This is a genomic window from Mesorhizobium sp. NZP2298, assembly GCF_013170825.1.
GTDB lineage: Bacteria > Pseudomonadota > Alphaproteobacteria > Rhizobiales > Rhizobiaceae > Mesorhizobium.
This window is the reverse complement of sequence record NZ_CP033365.1, coordinates 1045345-1060322: the sequence shown is the minus strand read 5'-3', so window position 1 is coordinate 1060322 and position 14978 is coordinate 1045345. Positions and strand designations below refer to the sequence as shown.

Below are 14978 nucleotides of genomic sequence, written 5' to 3'. Positions count from 1 at the left end.
CCGGCTGCTGACAAGGGCGGCGGCGCGGGAATGGCGGCGGTTTCCTGGGGTGAGCGTCCTTTTGTTGAGGGAAATTCACCGTTTGGTAACCCAGATTAAATCAAAATGAAGCGACGGCAGGACGCCAGGCGGCCCGCCTCCGCACCATTTGGAATACGGGAAAGACGATGCGCGGATTGATAGCACTAGTTTCGAGCCTGGTCCTGGCGGCCTCAGCAGCGCCGGCACTGGCGCAGCAGGCGACCAAGATCGGCCAGCACAATGCCTGGGGCACCTACAGCTATCAGGCGCAGGGCGGCAAGGTCTGCTACGTGCTGACCGTGCCGACCGACAAGCAGCCGCCGACGCTCGACCATGGCGATATGTTCTTCTTCGTCAGCCAGCGGCCCGGCCAGCAGGTGTCCTATGAGCCGCAGTTCATTGCCGGCTACAATTTCCAGGAAGGTTCCAAGGCAACCGTCACCATCGACAAGAAGTCGTTCTCGATGTTCACGCGCGGCAAGTCGGCCTGGGTCGAGAACGCCGCCGAGGAACCCGTGCTGATCGCCGCCATGAAGACCGGTTCGGACATGAAGGTGACGGCGAAATCCGGCCGCGGCAATCCCACCTCCTATGTCTTCTCGCTGAAGGGCATTTCGGCTGCGCTGTCGTCGATCGCCAAATGCAAGTAGGATGCGAGTAGGCAGAGCTTCGCTTTGACGCAAAGGCCGGGCCGTAAAGCCCGGCCTTCTGCTTTTCAGGCATGACCGGATTCCGGCGCTGCCTCCGCCCGCCGACGCCGGATCGCCTCGGCGATGAAGACACGCGACAGCGCGTGATAGAGCGGTTCGTGCGAGATCATCCGCGCCGTGCCGTAGCCCAGCATCGAGGCCAGCATCAGCGCTATGACATTATCGTGATTGCCGGTCATCTCCAGGATGATGACGAAAGCCGTCATCGGCGCCTGCACCACACCGGCGAAATAGCCGGCCATGCCGAGCAGCGCGGCGGCTCCCGCGCTGGCGCCGAACAAAAGGCCGAGCGAACTGCCGATACCGGCGCCGACCGCCAGCGAGGGCGCAAAAATGCCGCCCGGAATGCCCGAAACCATGGATAGCAGCCCGGCCAGGAATTTTTCCACGAAGAAGAGCCACGGCAGCGGCATACCCTCCACCGCGCCGCGCGCCTGCGCGTAGCCGGTGCCGAAGGTCAGCCCGCCCGACGCAATGCCGATCACCGCCACGCCGAGCCCGCAGAATGCGGCCACCAGCAGCGCGCGAGCCAGGGGCTGCTGCGTGTGCCAGCGCCGGATCCGCCGCGTGATCTTCAGCGCCAGCAGCGAGAACAGCGCGCCGAAGCCACCCCCGATGACGCCGCAGGCAAGCACCAGCGGCCACTCGGCGGCGAACGAGATCGTGTCTCTGGAGATGCCGAAATAGGTGTAGTTGCCGAGCAGGCCGAGCGATGCGAGGCCGGCCAGGATTACCGCCGTCAGCACCAGCCCGTTGGTGCGCGCTTCATAGGTGCGACCCATTTCCTCGATGGCGAAGACGATGCCGGCCAGTGGGGTGTTGAAGGCGGCCGCGATGCCGGCGGCCGACCCGGCCAGGATCAGGCCCCGCGCCTGCGCCATGCCGCCCCAGCGCGCCGCCTGCAGCATTAGAGAGGCGCCGACCTGCACGGTCGGGCCTTCGCGACCGATGGAAGCGCCGCAGAACAGGCCAACGATGGTGAGCGCGATCTTGCCGGCCGCCAGCCGCAATGAGAGCAGGTGGTTGCGATCGTCGTCGTCACGCAAATGGCGCGCGGCGATCGCCTGCGGAATGCCGCTGCCTTGCGAGCCCGGAAAGAAAGCCTGGGCCAGCCAGGCGCACAGCACGAAGCCAAGCGGCGTGACCATGAGCGGCAGATAGAAGCGCCAGCCGCCGCCATCACCGATCATGACATGGAACAGCGCCTGCGCCTTGTCGGCCAGCACCGCGAACAGCACGCTGATGACGCCGATCGAGACCGCTCCCGCCCAGAACACCAGGCGCGGCTGCCACACGCGCCGGGAGCCCCACATCGCGCGCGAGCGCCGCAGCATGGGATATTTTCGTGATGTGCCGGCCATGTCTGTCCTCGGGAGGGGAGGATCGAGCCCTAACACGGCGCCGACGCATACGGCCAGCCCGGCACGCGAGGGCTCCCCGCATGACTCTGCCCTCAACCTGTGCTATGCGCCGCGCTTCAGTTCCCGGCACGATGGATGAAATCGGCCGCAAACCGCTTATATCAGTGCGACCATGACCCTTTCCTTCGACCTCACCACTGCGGGTGCCCGTGACGCGTTGCGCGCCCGCGCCGCGCCCGAGAAGCCATCGCTGATCGGCCTGACGCGCGCAGAGCTTGGCGAGGCGCTCGTCGCGTCCGGCATCGTGCCCGAGCGCCAGGCAAAGATGCGCGCCCAGCAGCTCTGGCACTGGATGTATGTGCGCGGCGTTTCCGACTTTGCCGGCATGTTCAACATCTCCAAGGATCTGCGCGCCGAGCTCGACAAGCATTTCACCGTCGCGCGGCCCGAAATTGTCGAGGAGCAGATTTCTTCCGACGGCACCCGCAAATGGCTGTTCCGCTTTCCGCCGCGCGGCGCCGGCCGGCCGGTCGAGATCGAGACCGTCTATATTCCCGAAGAGGGCCGCGGCACGCTCTGCATCTCCTCGCAGGTCGGCTGCACGCTGACCTGCTCCTTCTGCCACACCGGCACGCAGAAGCTGGTGCGCAATCTCACCACTGAGGAAATCCTCGCCCAGTTGCTCACAGCGCGCGACCGGCTGGGCGATTTCCCCGACCGCGACACGCCGGACGGCGCCATCGTGCCGGCGGAGGGCCGCAAGGTGTCCAACATCGTCATGATGGGCATGGGTGAGCCGCTCTACAATTTCGAGGCGGTGAAGAAGGCGCTGCTGATCGCCTCCGACGGCGACGGGCTTTCCTTGTCCAAGCGGCGAATCACGCTGTCTACCTCCGGCGTCGTGCCGGAAATCTTCCGCACCGGCGAGGAGATCGGCGTCATGCTGGCGATCTCGCTGCATGCCACCAATGACGATCTGCGCGACCTGCTGGTGCCGATCAACAAGAAGTATCCGCTGAAGGAACTGATCGCCGCCTGCCGCGCCTATCCTGGCCTGTCGAACGCCAAGCGCATCACCTTCGAATATGTGATGCTGAAGGACGTCAACGATTCCATCGAGGACGCCAAGGGCCTGATCAAGCTGCTCAAGGGCATTCCGGCCAAGATCAACCTGATCCCGTTCAACCCATGGCCGGGCACCAACTACCAGTGCTCGGACTGGGAGACGATCGAGAAATTCGCCGACTACATCAACAATGCCGGCTATGCCTCGCCGATCCGCACCCCGCGCGGCCGCGACATCCTGGCCGCCTGCGGTCAGCTCAAGTCGGAATCGGAGCGCATGCGCAAGGTCGACCGGCTGGCGCTGGAAGCCATGATGATCGCGGGGCACGGCGAAGCGTGAGCTTTTCTTGGCGACTGGCGGCTGTCGCCATTTCCTATGCATCAGCCTCGCTCGTCATGCCCCTTGTGTTTCTTTTGTACGAAGACGCTTCCATCTTTTGGCGCAGCGGCCGGCTTTTCTTCGATCTGAAAGACCAGGTGGTGGCCTTGGTCGCTGGCACGATAATAGCCGCCATTTATGGCGCGCTCCCCGCGGTACCGTTGATTGTGGTATCGGAACTGACGGGGCGCCGGGGGTGGAGACTTTCGATCCTCGGCGGCGCCCTTGTGGGAACCGTTATGTTCGCGATCATGCAGATCTATCCGATGGCGCGGACGCGGCCCGCGCTCGATTTGCTGATTGCCCTGATCGTTGCGGGTAGCCTGGGCGGCGCCGTCTACCGACTGGCCATGGGACTGCTTCCGAGCGACACGCGCATCAGGACGGCCCGATGAACCGTCCCCTTGCCGGGCTCAAGCGCTTCGTCATCATAGCAGTCGGTTATGTCGCCGCTGTGCTGACATCAATCCTGGTGCCTGTGCTGCTGATCACCCTTCTGGAAGGGATCGAATACGGCAACTGGTCCCTGGTCTTCACATTCGACTGGCTGGGTTCGTTCCCGCTCGCCGTGTTGACCGTGGCGATCTGCGCGCTGCTGATCGTCGGCCCCGCGATCTTGCTTGCCGAACGGCTGTCGCTGCGAGGATGGTTCTATTTCGCGGTCACGGGTGCGATCACCTCCATCGCATTTGGCGTTTTTGTTCCCGGCTCGGCTGGAGGCTTTGTTTTCAATCCGGGCTTTCTCGGGTTCCTGGCCACCGCCGGCACCGCCGCCGGGTCGGTCTACTGGCTTCTGGCGGGGCGCAAGTCTGGCCGTCCCATACAGCGAGATGCGGGATGAACCGTCTCGTCGCCTATATCGTGCGCCTTGCCATCATCCTGTTCGGCTATGCCGTCGCGTCGCTGGCGGCGAGCGCCTTCCTCAACATCCTGTTCCTGGCCTCGCTCGGCTATGCGCCGCAGCATGCGCAGCCGGTCGCAACCGCCTCGCTGTATTTCTCGATTCCCTTCGTCGCCCTGTTCGTCGCCTATTTCGCCTTCATGCCAGCGGCGATCGTCATCCTGGTTGCCGAAATCCTCGGCCGGCGCGACTGGTTGTATTATGCGCTGGCCGGTGCGGTGGTGGCGGCCGCCTTCCTTGGCCTGGTCGATCACGCCCAAGAGTCCATCTTCGCCGTGACCGACACCAGCGCCATCATGGCCGTCATCGGCGGCGGCATGGTCGGCGGCATCTTCTACTGGCTGAGCGCCGGGCGCTGGGCCGGAAGCTGGTGGAAGGACAGGGACGCCCCTACTTCGCCTGGGCGGTCAGGATCCTGAGCGCGAAGGCCGAGAACACGCCGGAGAAGAGATAGTCGACCACCCGCGTGACGCGCGGGCTGGCCTTCATCGCCGCCGAAAACCTTTCCGCCGCCAGCACCATCGGCACTGTCACCGGGATCGACAGCACGATGAACATGACGCCGAGGAAGAACAGCTTTCCGGGCGCGTTGGGATCATGCGCGGAAACGAATTGCGGCAGGAAGGTCATGAAGAACAGGATGATCTTCGGGTTGAGCAGATTGACGCCGAGCCCTGACGCCCAGCTGCGCAATAGCGAGATCCGCGGGCCCGTCTTCTTTTCCGGCGAAAAGGCCGAGCCCTTGGCGATCGCCTGCCAGGCCAGGAAGACGAGATAACCGGCGCCGAAGATCTTCAGCACGAAGAAGGCCATCGGCGAGGCGACGATCAGCGCCGAGACGCCGACTACCACCAGCGTGGTGTGGATCAGCGTGCCGCATAGCGCGCCGGCCATCGAGGCAAAGCCGGTGACGCGCCCCTGGCTCAGCGTGCGCGAGACGAACAGCGTCATGTCGGGGCCGGGGGTGATCGCCAGGATCACGGTGGCGACGGCGAACTGGATCAGCGTGGTGGTGTCGGGAATGAAGGACATGGAAGGCCCCTGGGAATGCACAGCCTATACAAGATGCGTCGCGCCGGCGCCAGATGCGAGGCTGGCGCACCCTCCGGCAGGACGGAGAGCAGCGCTGGATCATCAGTCTGGCGCCGCGCGTGCTTGCTCGCTTTGCCGTTCCTGCTAAAAGGCGCTCCGACAATGCGTGACGCCCGTGCTTCAAGCGTCCGCCATCGACGGAGCCGAAATGTCCAAGACCAAAGACGTCAAGAAAGTCGTGCTCGCCTATTCCGGCGGCCTCGACACATCCATCATCCTGAAATGGCTGCAGACCGAACTCGGCGCCGAGGTCGTCACCTTCACCGCCGATCTCGGCCAGGGCGGCGAGCTGGAGCCGGCACGCAAGAAGGCCGAGATGATGGGCATCAAGGACATTCGCATCGTCGATGTGCGCGAGGAATTCGTCTCCGACTTCGTCTTCCCGATGTTTCGCGCCAACACCGTCTATGAAGGCACCTATCTGCTCGGCACCTCGATCGCGCGGCCGCTGATCTCCAAGCATCTCGTCGAGATCGCCAAGGAGACCGGCGCCGATGCGATCGCGCATGGCGCCACCGGCAAGGGCAACGACCAGGTGCGCTTCGAGCTGTCGGCCTATGCGCTGAACCCCGACATCAAGGTCATCGCACCGTGGCGCGACTGGTCGTTCAAGTCGCGTACCGACCTGATCAATTTCGCCGAGCAGCACCAGATCCCGGTGGCCAAGGACAAGAGGGGCGAGGCGCCGTTCTCGGTCGACGCCAACCTTCTGCATTCGTCTTCCGAGGGCAAGGTTCTCGAAGATCCGTGGAGCGAGCCGCCGGAATTCGTCCACCAGCGCACCGTTTCGCCGATGGATGCGCCCGACAAGGTCACCGAGATCGAGATCGAATTCCTGAAGGGCGACCCGATCGCGCTCAACGGCAAGAAGCTGTCGCCGGCGACAATGCTGGCGGCGCTCAACGATCTTGGCCGCGACAATGGCATCGGCCGGCTCGACCTGGTCGAGAACCGCTTCGTCGGCATGAAATCGCGCGGGGTCTACGAAACCCCAGGCGGCGCCATCCTGATCGTGGCCCATCGCGCCATGGAATCGATCACGCTCGACCGGGGTGCGGCGCACCTCAAGGACGAGTTCATGCCGCGATATGCCGAACTCATCTACAACGGCTTCTGGTTCTCGCCCGAGCGCGTGATGCTGCAGGCGATGATCGACAAGAGCCAGGAAGACGTCGAGGGCACGGTGCGCCTCAAGCTCTACAAGGGCAATGTCATGGTCACCGGCCGCAAGTCGAAAAAGACGCTCTATTCCGATGCGCTGGTCACCTTCGAGGACGACCGCGGCGCCTACGACCAGAAGGACGCCGCCGGCTTCATCCGCCTCAATGCGCTGAGGCTGCGCACGCTGGCCGCGCGCAACCGCAACAAATAGGCATGCGCCGTCTCGGCCTGGTGCCGCTGGTCCTTCTGGCGGCACCGGCCATGGCCGGGGATTTCGATCCCGCCTCTCTCGACCTCGCCGCGCTCATCGAATGCAGGGCCGGCGTGCCGACCTATAACGGTTTTGCCCTTTGGCTGACCGGCGAGCCCAGGACCGTTGAGCAACTGGGCTGGAAAGAGGTTGCATCAGGCAATCCATTCCTCGGCCAGTATCAATTGCCCGCGCCGGTCCATGTCTTCGGGCGTGAGACGGCGACAATCGTCTTCACCGCGACAGGACCGATGGCCGTGCTTGACGGCATCGCCGCGCCCGACCTCGCCCGGCAGCTCGACATCCCGGCGACGGTCTCGACACCGGACAAATTCCTCGGCGAGAAAGTCGTGGCCGAAAGCACCGAGGAGAACCTTTCCACGCGCGTCACGCTCAATGTCTCGACCGTCGATAGCCATCCCGGCAAAGTGCTGGCCGGCTGCTCCTATGTTATTGATGTGAAATAGAAATCCAGCATTGCACCGAGTTGATTGAGTCAGGTGAAATACGCCCCGGCTAAGGAATTTGACCGACGCATTGGTGAACCCGCATACCTTGGCGGTTAGCCGGGAACACCACCGCTTCGTCATCCACGGGCGGAGCAAGGAGCGTAGCGACGCGGCGCAGACCCGAGGATCCATGCCGGGACTCCAACGCTTCGCCACGGTGCAGAATCCTGCTCCGCTGCACTCCACGGCCGAGGTCACGGAATGGATCCTCGGGTCTCCGCGACGCCGCTATGCGGCTGCTCCGCCCGTGGATGACGAAGTTAGAGGTCTCGGCCAACTCCGAACATCCGCGACGCTCCCGCGCAACAAAAAGCCCGGCGCGTGGCCGGGCTTTTGCTCGAACAGAGCGTTCAATCAGTTGGCATCGATCGCGTCGGCGATGCGCGCGATGGCCTGCTGATAGACGTTTGCTGAATTCCAGCCGGCAATCGCGCCCATATTCGCGCTCGCGCTCGCGCCGGCCCGCCAGCCATGACCCTTGAGGTAGTTGGCGGTGGAAGCCAGCGCGGTGGCCTTGTCGCGCAGGTTTCCGTTGCCGACCGCATATTTCAAGACATTTCCGGGCAGGAACTGCGTGTGGCCGACCTCGCCATGCATGGCGCCGACCGACGAGGAGGTCAACGCGCCGCGATCGACCAGCTTCAGGGCCGCGATGGCATGTGGGTGGAAGTAGTCCGGGCGGCGGCAATCATAGGCAAGCGTCAAAATGGCGGAGACCGTATTCTGGTTGCCCATGGAGGCACCGAAGCCGGTCTCCATGCCCCAGATGGCGAGCAGCACGCCCGGCGACACGCCGTAGTTCCGTTCGATCTGGTTGAACAGCGCCGCGTTCGATTTCTTCAGCGACCGGCCCTTGGAAATGATCGCCGCCCCGCCACGGCGCTTCATGAAATCGTCCACCGAGCCGCTGAAAGCCTTGTGGATGGCGCGGTCAGCGGAGATCGTCCTTGTTGCGTAGGTCGCGCCGGCCAGAGCGGCCAGGCCCTTGGAGCCCACACCTTCGGCCTTGGCGTCCGCGGCAAAATCCTGCTTCCAGGCATCGAAGCCGGCGCCGGTCTTGCCGCAACTCCCCGCCGCTTGCGCGCCCGTCGCCAGCCCAAGCACCGCCACCAGTGCGGCCGCTAAAATCCTACCCTTGGCAAGTAATGCCATGTCGTTCTCCTGGTTGCCTGATTCACGTCCCGGCGGGAATTTGCCAGCGAAACGCGCCTTTGTCACCGTCCTGTGGCGAGATGCTGGCGAATGCCGGGGAATTTGCTTACGATCAAGTGATTATTGTGGCGGGGTCGAAATAGCCATGGAAGACGTTGATGTCGTGATCATCGGCGCCGGCTCGGCGGGGCTGTCCGCGGCCAGGACCTTGCAGGCAGCGGGCCTCTCCTTCAAGCTGCTCGAGGCCATGGACCGCGTAGGCGGCCGCGCCTGGACCAGCGACCGGCATTTTGGCGTGCCTTTCGACATCGGCTGCGCCTGGCTGCATGCCGCCGACCGCAATCCGTATTTTCCCGAAGCTAGGAGTGCCGGCTGGACCCTGCACCACCACGACATGAACGTCGACCACCTTTACTACCGCGAGCGCAAGGCGAGCGAAGCGGAGGAAGCCGAGATGAAGGCAGCCGATGCGAAGCTGTTCGAATTGCTGGCGAAACATGAGGTCGGGGAAGGCGACGACGACCGCCTTTCCGCATTGCTGGTAAAGGGCCATGCGCCACGCGCGGCGGCCACGTTCGCCGGGCCGATGGATTTCGGTGCCGATGAGGACGAGATCTCGATCCGCGACTTTCAGGCCGCCGCCGATCTCGACCCCAATTATTTCAGCAAGGAGGGTTTTGGCGCGCTGGTCGCGCGTTTCGGCGCCGGCTTGCCGGTCGAACTGTCGACGCCGGTGCGCCAGATCCTCTGGGACGTACCAGGCGTCGCCTGCGTCACCGACCGCGGCACCATCCGCGCCAAGGCGGTGATCGTCACCGCCTCGCCGGCGGTGCTTGCCTTCGAGGAGATCGCGTTTTCGCCTGCCCTGCCCGACACCCATTCCGGCGCCTTCTTCGACCTGCCCATGGGCATGCTGACCAAGCTGCCGGTCGAAATCTCGGGCACGAGGCTCGGCCTGCAGCCTTTCGACGACCTTTTGATCGAACGCATGGCCAGGCACGACATCTATTTCCTGTGTTTCCCATTCGACCTCGACCTGATGGTCGGTTTCGTTGGCGGCGATTTCGCCTGGGAGATGTCGGCCGCGGGCGAGGCTGCCGGCATCGACTTCGTCATCGACCGGCTCTGCGGGATTTTCGGCGGCGATACGCGCAAACATGTCGGGCGCGCCATGATGACCAATTGGGGCGGCGAACGCTTCGTGCGCGGCGCCTATGCGGCTGCCCGCCCCGGCCGCTCGCAAGCGCGGGCGGCGCTGATGCGGCCGGTCGCGGAAAAGATCTTCTTTGCCGGCGAGCATGTCGCCGGCCCGCTGATACAGACTTGCGGCGGCGCGCGGCTGTCGGGCGAGGCGGTTGCCAGGCAGGTCGTTGCCCAGCTTGCGGCGAAATAGTCTCGATGGAATGCGGAACGCCAGCCGGCGGTTCGCGTTTGGGCACGGGCCGCCATGAACACCGTGCCTCCCCCTGGTGAATCGAGACAGACATGAAACTCTTCGACTGCCCGCATTGCGGCCACCGTCTCTATTTCGAGAACGCGCAGTGCCTGAACTGCGGGAGCCTCGTGCTCTACGATCCAGAACATGCCCGCTTTGCCCTGTCGGGCGCGGACGGCACCTTTCAGTGCACCAATGCCGATGAATGCGCCTGCAACTGGATGGCCGAGCCGGGCCAGGTTTTTTGTCGTGCCTGCGGGCTGAACCAGCTGATCCCCGACCTCTCCGTCGATGGCAACCGCCGCCGCTGGATCCGGGTCGAAGCGGCGAAGAAGCGTGCCATCTATTCGCTGCTCGCCTTTGGCCTCCCGGTGGCGCCCAAGCAGGCGCCCGCGGACGAGGCTGGCCTCGCCTTCGACTTCCTCGCCGATCCGATCGGCGGCGGGCCCGGCGGCGAACGCATCCTCACCGGCCACGACAATGGTCTGATCACCCTCAATGTCGCCGAGGCCGACTCCGCCGAGCGCGAGAAGCGCCGCGTCGAGATGGGTGAGAACTATCGAACGCTGCTCGGCCATTTCCGCCACGAACTCGGCCATTATTACTGGGATCGCCTGATCCGCGACGATCCCCGGCGGCTGGATGCTTTCCGCGCCTTGTTCGGTGACGAGCGCGCCGATTACGAACAGGCGTTGAAGACTTACTACGCCAACGGCGCTGCGCCCGACTGGCAGCAAGACCACATCTCGGCCTACGCCACCTCGCATCCCTGGGAGGACTGGGCCGAAACCTGGGCTCACCACCTGCACATCACCGACACGCTGGAGATGGTCCATGCGCTGAACTTCCCGCTCGGCCGGCTGGAGACGGTGGAAGCCAACGATTTGCCGCGGGGCGACACGGGCGGCGAACCGCAGGCGGCGCCTTCGGAGCCTGCCAACACGCCCGAGCCCTTCGAGAGGATTCTTGTCCGCTGGCTGGTGCTGTCGGAAGCCTCCAATTCGATCAACCGCTGCATGGGTCTGCCCGATCTCTACCCCTTCGTCATTTCGGACGTGACGGGGCGAAAACTGGCCTTCGTTCACGACCTTTTGACCAGTCTGCCGAAAGACGCGGGAACAAATCGTGACGTGACGCGGGCGTTTTAGCCGGAACGCATGTGCCGCTGCCCCGTTTTCACCCCCGAGGGACCATGAAAACGGAGAGAAACCATGAAATCCGTATTGTTTCCCGCAATCGCCGGGATGATGACCGTGATGTCGGGTACCGCGTTTGCCGACACCGCCGTCTCCGCCGTCACCGATCTCAACGTGCGCGCCGGCCCCGGCCCCCAATATCCTGTCATCGGCGTGCTCGCCGCCGGCCAGTCGGCGACGCTCAATGGCTGCATCGAAAACAGCAAATGGTGCACCATTGCCGAAGCCGGCGGCCAGGGCTGGGTCTATTCCGACTATGTGACGGCCGATTTCAGCGGCAGCCGGGTGGTGCTGACGCAGCGTCCGCACGGCTCCAGCGTTGCTGTCGTCTCACCGCCGAAAGACATCGGCGACTATTCGACCGACTATACCGGGGCGATCGTCGCCGGCGAGCCGGTCGAGGATGCCTTTCCCCCGCCTCCGGCCGAAGTCCGGACCTATGTCGATACGCATCGCCTCGACCCCGTCTACCTCGACGGCGAGGTGGTGACCGGCGCCACCTTGCCCGACACGGTCGAGTTGCGCGAAATTCCCGACTACAACTACCGCTACGTCTATGTGAACGGTCAGCCCGCGCTGATCGATCCGCAGACGCGGCGCATCATGTACGTGGTGCGTTGAAAAAAATCAGCGGTCGCCGAGGCGGCCGCTGACGACTAGCGGGACAGTCGGTCCCGCGACGCCTGGGTGCCGCGTTGCGCTTGTTTGCGCATCGATGCCCGACGAATAGCGATTCCGATTCCCGAGGCCATCGGCTAGACCAACAGAGGATGGATTCGGGCAGAGGAACCAGCGTGACGATCGACGACACCGCATTCGAACGCTACCGCCACGCGCCGAACGCCAGGACGACCTTGCCGCGTCTCTTCCTCGGAACGCTGATCGTCGTCCTGCTCTGGGCCGTCACCACCGCGGCCGTGCTGTTCGGCGGCACCTATGCTTACTTCGCCTGGCAGGCGAATGCTTCGCCATCCGGCATGCAGGATTTCCTCGCCTCGCCGATCGGCATCCTCAGCGCCCTCGCGTCCTTCGCCGGCGTCTGGATCGGCCTGTGGATCGCCATGCGCTGGGTGCATGGCGAACCGCTCTCGGCGCTGCTTGGCGTCAGCCGGCGCGTCTCGTGGCCGGACTTCCTCAAGGGACTGCTCGCGGTGCTGATCACCTCGGCTCTGTCCGAAATCCTGCTCTACCTGCTGCAGCCGGAGATCGCGCGCGGCATGATCAGCCTGTCCTCCTGGCTGCTGTTTCTGATCCCGATCGTCGCGCTCACTCTGCTGCAAACCTCGTCGGAGGAGGTGCTGTTTCGCGGCTACCTGCTGCGTGGCCTGGCCAACCGGTTCAGGAGCCCGCTCATCTGGGCGCTGCTGCCGGGCCTGCTGTTCACCTCGCTGCATTGGAGCAGCGCTTCGTCACTCGCCATCAACGCTTGCGTGCTGGTCTCGATCGCCGCTTTCGCGCTGCTTCTGACGCTCGTGGTCTATGTCACGGGCAACCTCGGTGCGGCGCTGGGCGCCCATCTCGGCAACAATTTGACCGGCTTCCTGCTGATCTCGCACCAGGAGAGCTACAATTCCTTTGCCCTGTTCACCGCGAGGCCGCTCGAAGGCCCCGGCTGGATGATGTCGGATGCCATTCTCATCGCCCTTGTCGGCATCGCCTGCAGCCTGCTGACGATCGTGTTGCTGCTGCATCCCCGCTCCCCGCTGAAGGTCACGGCCGAGCTTCCGAGCGTCGCGAAGGCAGGCTGATTGGGGCGCGAGGAACGGCGCGACCTGGCTCTTGTCTTGACTCCGCGCCCGATTTCCTGTCTACACGCCCCGAATTCCGCGACGAGTATCCCTCCGAGCAAGCCGACCAGGACGCCGAAGCCTCTTTGAGGCCAAGTGCTGTAAACAGATCCTGGAGGCCAACACCCGGCAGCGCTGTGCGCCCCCGGGTGCTTTTTGGTTTTGGGCTTTGCTTTTGCTTGGACAGTTGGCGCGAACGCATTACCTCTCGGATCGAACCCGAACCGAGATTGAAGGACGATCGATGTTTGAATCGCTGCAGGAGTGCACAAGAGGCGTGGAGGGCCACCGGCCCGACAGGGATTACTATGACTCCAAGGCGCTCTCGAGCGGCGGGTTGACCAATGTTTGAGTCCCTACAAGAGCGCCTTGGCTCCATCCTGAACGGCCTGACCGGCCGCGGCGCGCTGTCGGAGGCGGATGTTTCGGCGGCGCTGCGCGAGGTGCGCCGTGCGCTGCTCGAGGCAGACGTGGCGCTGGAAGTGGTGCGCTCCTTCACCGACAAGGTGCGTGAGAAGGCCGTCGGCGCCGCGGTGCTGAAGTCGATCAAGCCCGGCCAGATGGTCGTCAAGATCGTCCATGACGAGCTGGTCGACATGCTGGGCGCCGAAGGGGTCGCCATCGACCTCAATGCGCCGGCGCCTGTCGTCATCATGATGGTCGGCCTGCAGGGCTCCGGCAAGACGACCACCTCGGCCAAGATCGCCAAGCGGCTGACCGAGCGGCAGAACAAGAAGCTTCTGATGGCCTCGCTCGACACGCGGCGTCCCGCCGCGCAGGAGCAGCTGCGCCAGCTCGGCGAGCAGGTCAAGGTCGCGACGCTGCCGATCATTGCTGGCCAGAACCCGGTCGATATCGCCAAGCGCGCCGTGCAGGCGGCCAAGCTCGGCGGCCACGACGTCGTCATCCTCGACACTGCCGGCCGCACCCATATCGACGAGCCGCTGATGGTCGAGATGGCCGACATCAAGAAGGTGTCGAGCCCACACGAAATCCTGCTGGTGGCGGATTCGCTGACCGGCCAGGACGCCGTCAATCTGGCGAAAAGCTTCGACGAACGCGTCGGCATCACCGGCCTTGTTCTGACCCGCATGGACGGCGACGGTCGCGGTGGTGCCGCCCTTTCGATGCGTGCGGTCACCGGCAAGCCGATCAAGCTGATCGGCACCGGTGAAAAGATGGACGGGCTGGAGGAATTCCACCCCAAGCGCATCGCCGACCGCATCCTCGGCATGGGCGACATTGTCTCGCTCGTCGAAAAGGCCGCCGAGAACATCGACGCCGAGCAGGCGGCGGCGATGGCCAAGAAGATGCAATCGGGCAAGTTCGACCTGAACGACCTCGCCCAGCAGCTTCAGCAGATGTCGAAGATGGGCGGCATGGGCGGCATCATGGGCATGATGCCCGGCATGGGCAAGATGAAGGACCAGATGGCCGCCGCCGGCCTCGACGACAAGATGTTCGGCCGCCAGCTCGCCATCATCTCCTCGATGACCAAGGCCGAGCGCGCCAATCCCGACATTCTGAAGCATTCGCGCAAGAAGCGCATCGCCGCCGGCTCCGGTACCGACGCCGCCGAGATCAACAAGCTCTTGAAGATGCATCGCGGCATGGCCGACATGATGAAGGCGATGGGCGGCAAGGGCAAAGGCGGCGGCCTCATGCGCGGCATGATGGGTGGCCTCGCCTCCAAGATGGGCCTTGGCGGCATGATGCCCGGCGGCATGGGGGGCCCAGGGGGTATGATGGGCGGCGGCATGCCCGATCTGTCGAAGATGGATCCCAAGCAGTTGGAAGCCTTGCAGAAGCAGGCGCAGGCCGCGGGCCTTGGCGGCATGAAAGGCTTGCCCGGGGGTCTTCCCGGCGGCGGCCTGCCCGGCCTGCCCGGCGGCATGAAACTTCCGGGGCTTCCCGGCCTCGGCGGTGGCGGACTGCCTGGGCTTGGCAAGAAGAAGTGAG

The 14978-nt window shown here is 64.4% G+C and carries 15 protein-coding genes; 12 read left to right on the top strand and 3 right to left on the bottom strand.

Annotated elements, in window-relative coordinates; translation table 11 throughout:
* Positions 1-167 precede the first annotated feature (167 nt).
* Positions 168-671: an invasion associated locus B family protein gene (locus tag EB231_RS05065; protein WP_172347873.1), complete on the top strand. Its 504-nt coding sequence runs from the start codon at positions 168-170 to the stop codon at positions 669-671.
* 65 nt (positions 672-736) lie between these two features.
* On the opposite strand, the gene EB231_RS05060 is transcribed toward EB231_RS05065, so the two are convergent.
* On the bottom strand, positions 737-2092 hold the full coding sequence (locus EB231_RS05060; protein WP_172347872.1) for a chloride channel protein: 1356 nt from the start codon (positions 2090-2092) through the stop codon (positions 737-739).
* A 172-nt stretch (positions 2093-2264) separates the two neighbouring features.
* Here EB231_RS05060 and rlmN point away from each other — a divergent pair, with 172 nt between their 5' ends.
* From rlmN to EB231_RS05040, 4 genes are read left to right on the top strand one after another with little or no spacing between them, the layout of a single operon-like run.
* Positions 2265-3497 (top strand): 23S rRNA (adenine(2503)-C(2))-methyltransferase RlmN, encoded by a 1233-nt coding sequence (gene rlmN, locus EB231_RS05055; RefSeq protein ID WP_172347871.1) that lies wholly within the window; start codon positions 2265-2267, stop codon positions 3495-3497.
* The gene (locus EB231_RS05050; protein WP_172347870.1) at positions 3494-3931 is read left to right on the top strand and encodes a hypothetical protein; all 438 of its coding nucleotides are present in this window, start codon (positions 3494-3496) and stop codon (positions 3929-3931) included. Before rlmN ends, EB231_RS05050 begins: the two co-directional genes overlap by 4 nt.
* Positions 3928-4377 (top strand): hypothetical protein, encoded by a 450-nt coding sequence (locus EB231_RS05045; protein ID WP_172347869.1) that lies wholly within the window; start codon positions 3928-3930, stop codon positions 4375-4377. The genes EB231_RS05050 and EB231_RS05045 overlap by 4 nt, the downstream gene beginning before the upstream one ends.
* Positions 4374-4856, top strand: a complete 483-nt coding sequence (locus EB231_RS05040; RefSeq protein WP_172347868.1) for a hypothetical protein — start codon at positions 4374-4376, stop codon at positions 4854-4856. The genes EB231_RS05045 and EB231_RS05040 overlap by 4 nt, the downstream gene beginning before the upstream one ends.
* Here the strand turns inward: EB231_RS05040 and EB231_RS05035 are convergent.
* Positions 4828-5469 (bottom strand): LysE family translocator, encoded by a 642-nt coding sequence (locus tag EB231_RS05035; protein ID WP_172347867.1) that lies wholly within the window; start codon positions 5467-5469, stop codon positions 4828-4830. The two genes, EB231_RS05040 and EB231_RS05035, sit on opposite strands and share 29 nt — an antisense overlap.
* Positions 5470-5677: 208 nt before the next feature.
* On the opposite strand from EB231_RS05035, the gene EB231_RS05030 reads away from it, so the two are divergent.
* Positions 5678-6901, top strand: a complete 1224-nt coding sequence (locus tag EB231_RS05030; RefSeq protein ID WP_172347866.1) for an argininosuccinate synthase — start codon at positions 5678-5680, stop codon at positions 6899-6901.
* A gap of 2 nt (positions 6902-6903) precedes the next feature.
* Positions 6904-7407 carry a hypothetical protein gene (locus EB231_RS05025; RefSeq protein ID WP_172347865.1) on the top strand — a complete coding sequence of 168 codons (504 nt, stop codon included), beginning with the start codon at positions 6904-6906 and terminating at the stop codon, positions 7405-7407.
* Positions 7408-7803: 396 nt separating this feature from the next.
* On the opposite strand, the gene EB231_RS05020 is transcribed toward EB231_RS05025, so the two are convergent.
* Complete coding sequence (locus EB231_RS05020) at positions 7804-8601, bottom strand: lytic murein transglycosylase (RefSeq protein WP_172347864.1); 798 nt, start codon at positions 8599-8601, stop codon at positions 7804-7806.
* 145 nt (positions 8602-8746) lie between these two features.
* Here EB231_RS05020 and EB231_RS05015 point away from each other — a divergent pair, with 145 nt between their 5' ends.
* The 5 genes from EB231_RS05015 (at position 8747) to ffh (ending at position 14977) form a co-directional block, all read left to right on the top strand.
* Positions 8747-9994 carry a flavin monoamine oxidase family protein gene (locus EB231_RS05015; protein ID WP_172347863.1) on the top strand — a complete coding sequence of 416 codons (1248 nt, stop codon included), beginning with the start codon at positions 8747-8749 and terminating at the stop codon, positions 9992-9994.
* A 92-nt stretch (positions 9995-10086) separates the two neighbouring features.
* Positions 10087-11184, top strand: a complete 1098-nt coding sequence (locus EB231_RS05010; RefSeq protein WP_172347862.1) for a zinc-binding metallopeptidase family protein — start codon at positions 10087-10089, stop codon at positions 11182-11184.
* 63 nt (positions 11185-11247) lie between these two features.
* Positions 11248-11853 (top strand): DUF1236 domain-containing protein, encoded by a 606-nt coding sequence (locus tag EB231_RS05005; RefSeq protein ID WP_172347861.1) that lies wholly within the window; start codon positions 11248-11250, stop codon positions 11851-11853.
* A 173-nt stretch (positions 11854-12026) separates the two neighbouring features.
* Entirely contained in the window at positions 12027-12980 is a 954-nt protein-coding gene (locus EB231_RS05000) for a CPBP family intramembrane glutamic endopeptidase (protein ID WP_172347860.1), read from the top strand.
* Positions 12981-13363: 383 nt separating this feature from the next.
* Positions 13364-14977: a signal recognition particle protein gene (gene ffh, locus EB231_RS04995; protein ID WP_172347859.1), complete on the top strand. Its 1614-nt coding sequence runs from the start codon at positions 13364-13366 to the stop codon at positions 14975-14977.
* The last annotated feature ends 1 nt before the right edge of the window (position 14978 follow it).

What these genes read in the sequence shown, in the direction of transcription:
- EB231_RS05065 (WP_172347873.1), top strand. Translation starts at nt 168, where the DNA reads ATGCGCGGATTGATAGCACTAGTTTCGAGCCTGGTCCTGGCGGCCTCA.
- EB231_RS05060 (WP_172347872.1), bottom strand. Translation starts at nt 2,092, where the DNA reads ATGGCCGGCACATCACGAAAATATCCCATGCTGCGGCGCTCGCGCGCG.
- rlmN (WP_172347871.1), top strand. Translation starts at nt 2,265, where the DNA reads ATGACCCTTTCCTTCGACCTCACCACTGCGGGTGCCCGTGACGCGTTG.
- EB231_RS05045 (WP_172347869.1), top strand. Translation starts at nt 3,928, where the DNA reads ATGAACCGTCCCCTTGCCGGGCTCAAGCGCTTCGTCATCATAGCAGTC.
- EB231_RS05040 (WP_172347868.1), top strand. Translation starts at nt 4,374, where the DNA reads ATGAACCGTCTCGTCGCCTATATCGTGCGCCTTGCCATCATCCTGTTC.
- EB231_RS05035 (WP_172347867.1), bottom strand. Translation starts at nt 5,469, where the DNA reads ATGTCCTTCATTCCCGACACCACCACGCTGATCCAGTTCGCCGTCGCC.
- EB231_RS05030 (WP_172347866.1), top strand. Translation starts at nt 5,678, where the DNA reads ATGTCCAAGACCAAAGACGTCAAGAAAGTCGTGCTCGCCTATTCCGGC.
- EB231_RS05025 (WP_172347865.1), top strand. Translation starts at nt 6,904, where the DNA reads ATGCGCCGTCTCGGCCTGGTGCCGCTGGTCCTTCTGGCGGCACCGGCC.
- EB231_RS05020 (WP_172347864.1), bottom strand. Translation starts at nt 8,601, where the DNA reads ATGGCATTACTTGCCAAGGGTAGGATTTTAGCGGCCGCACTGGTGGCG.
- EB231_RS05015 (WP_172347863.1), top strand. Translation starts at nt 8,747, where the DNA reads ATGGAAGACGTTGATGTCGTGATCATCGGCGCCGGCTCGGCGGGGCTG.
- EB231_RS05010 (WP_172347862.1), top strand. Translation starts at nt 10,087, where the DNA reads ATGAAACTCTTCGACTGCCCGCATTGCGGCCACCGTCTCTATTTCGAG.
- EB231_RS05005 (WP_172347861.1), top strand. Translation starts at nt 11,248, where the DNA reads ATGAAATCCGTATTGTTTCCCGCAATCGCCGGGATGATGACCGTGATG.
- ffh (WP_172347859.1), top strand. Translation starts at nt 13,364, where the DNA reads ATGTTTGAGTCCCTACAAGAGCGCCTTGGCTCCATCCTGAACGGCCTG.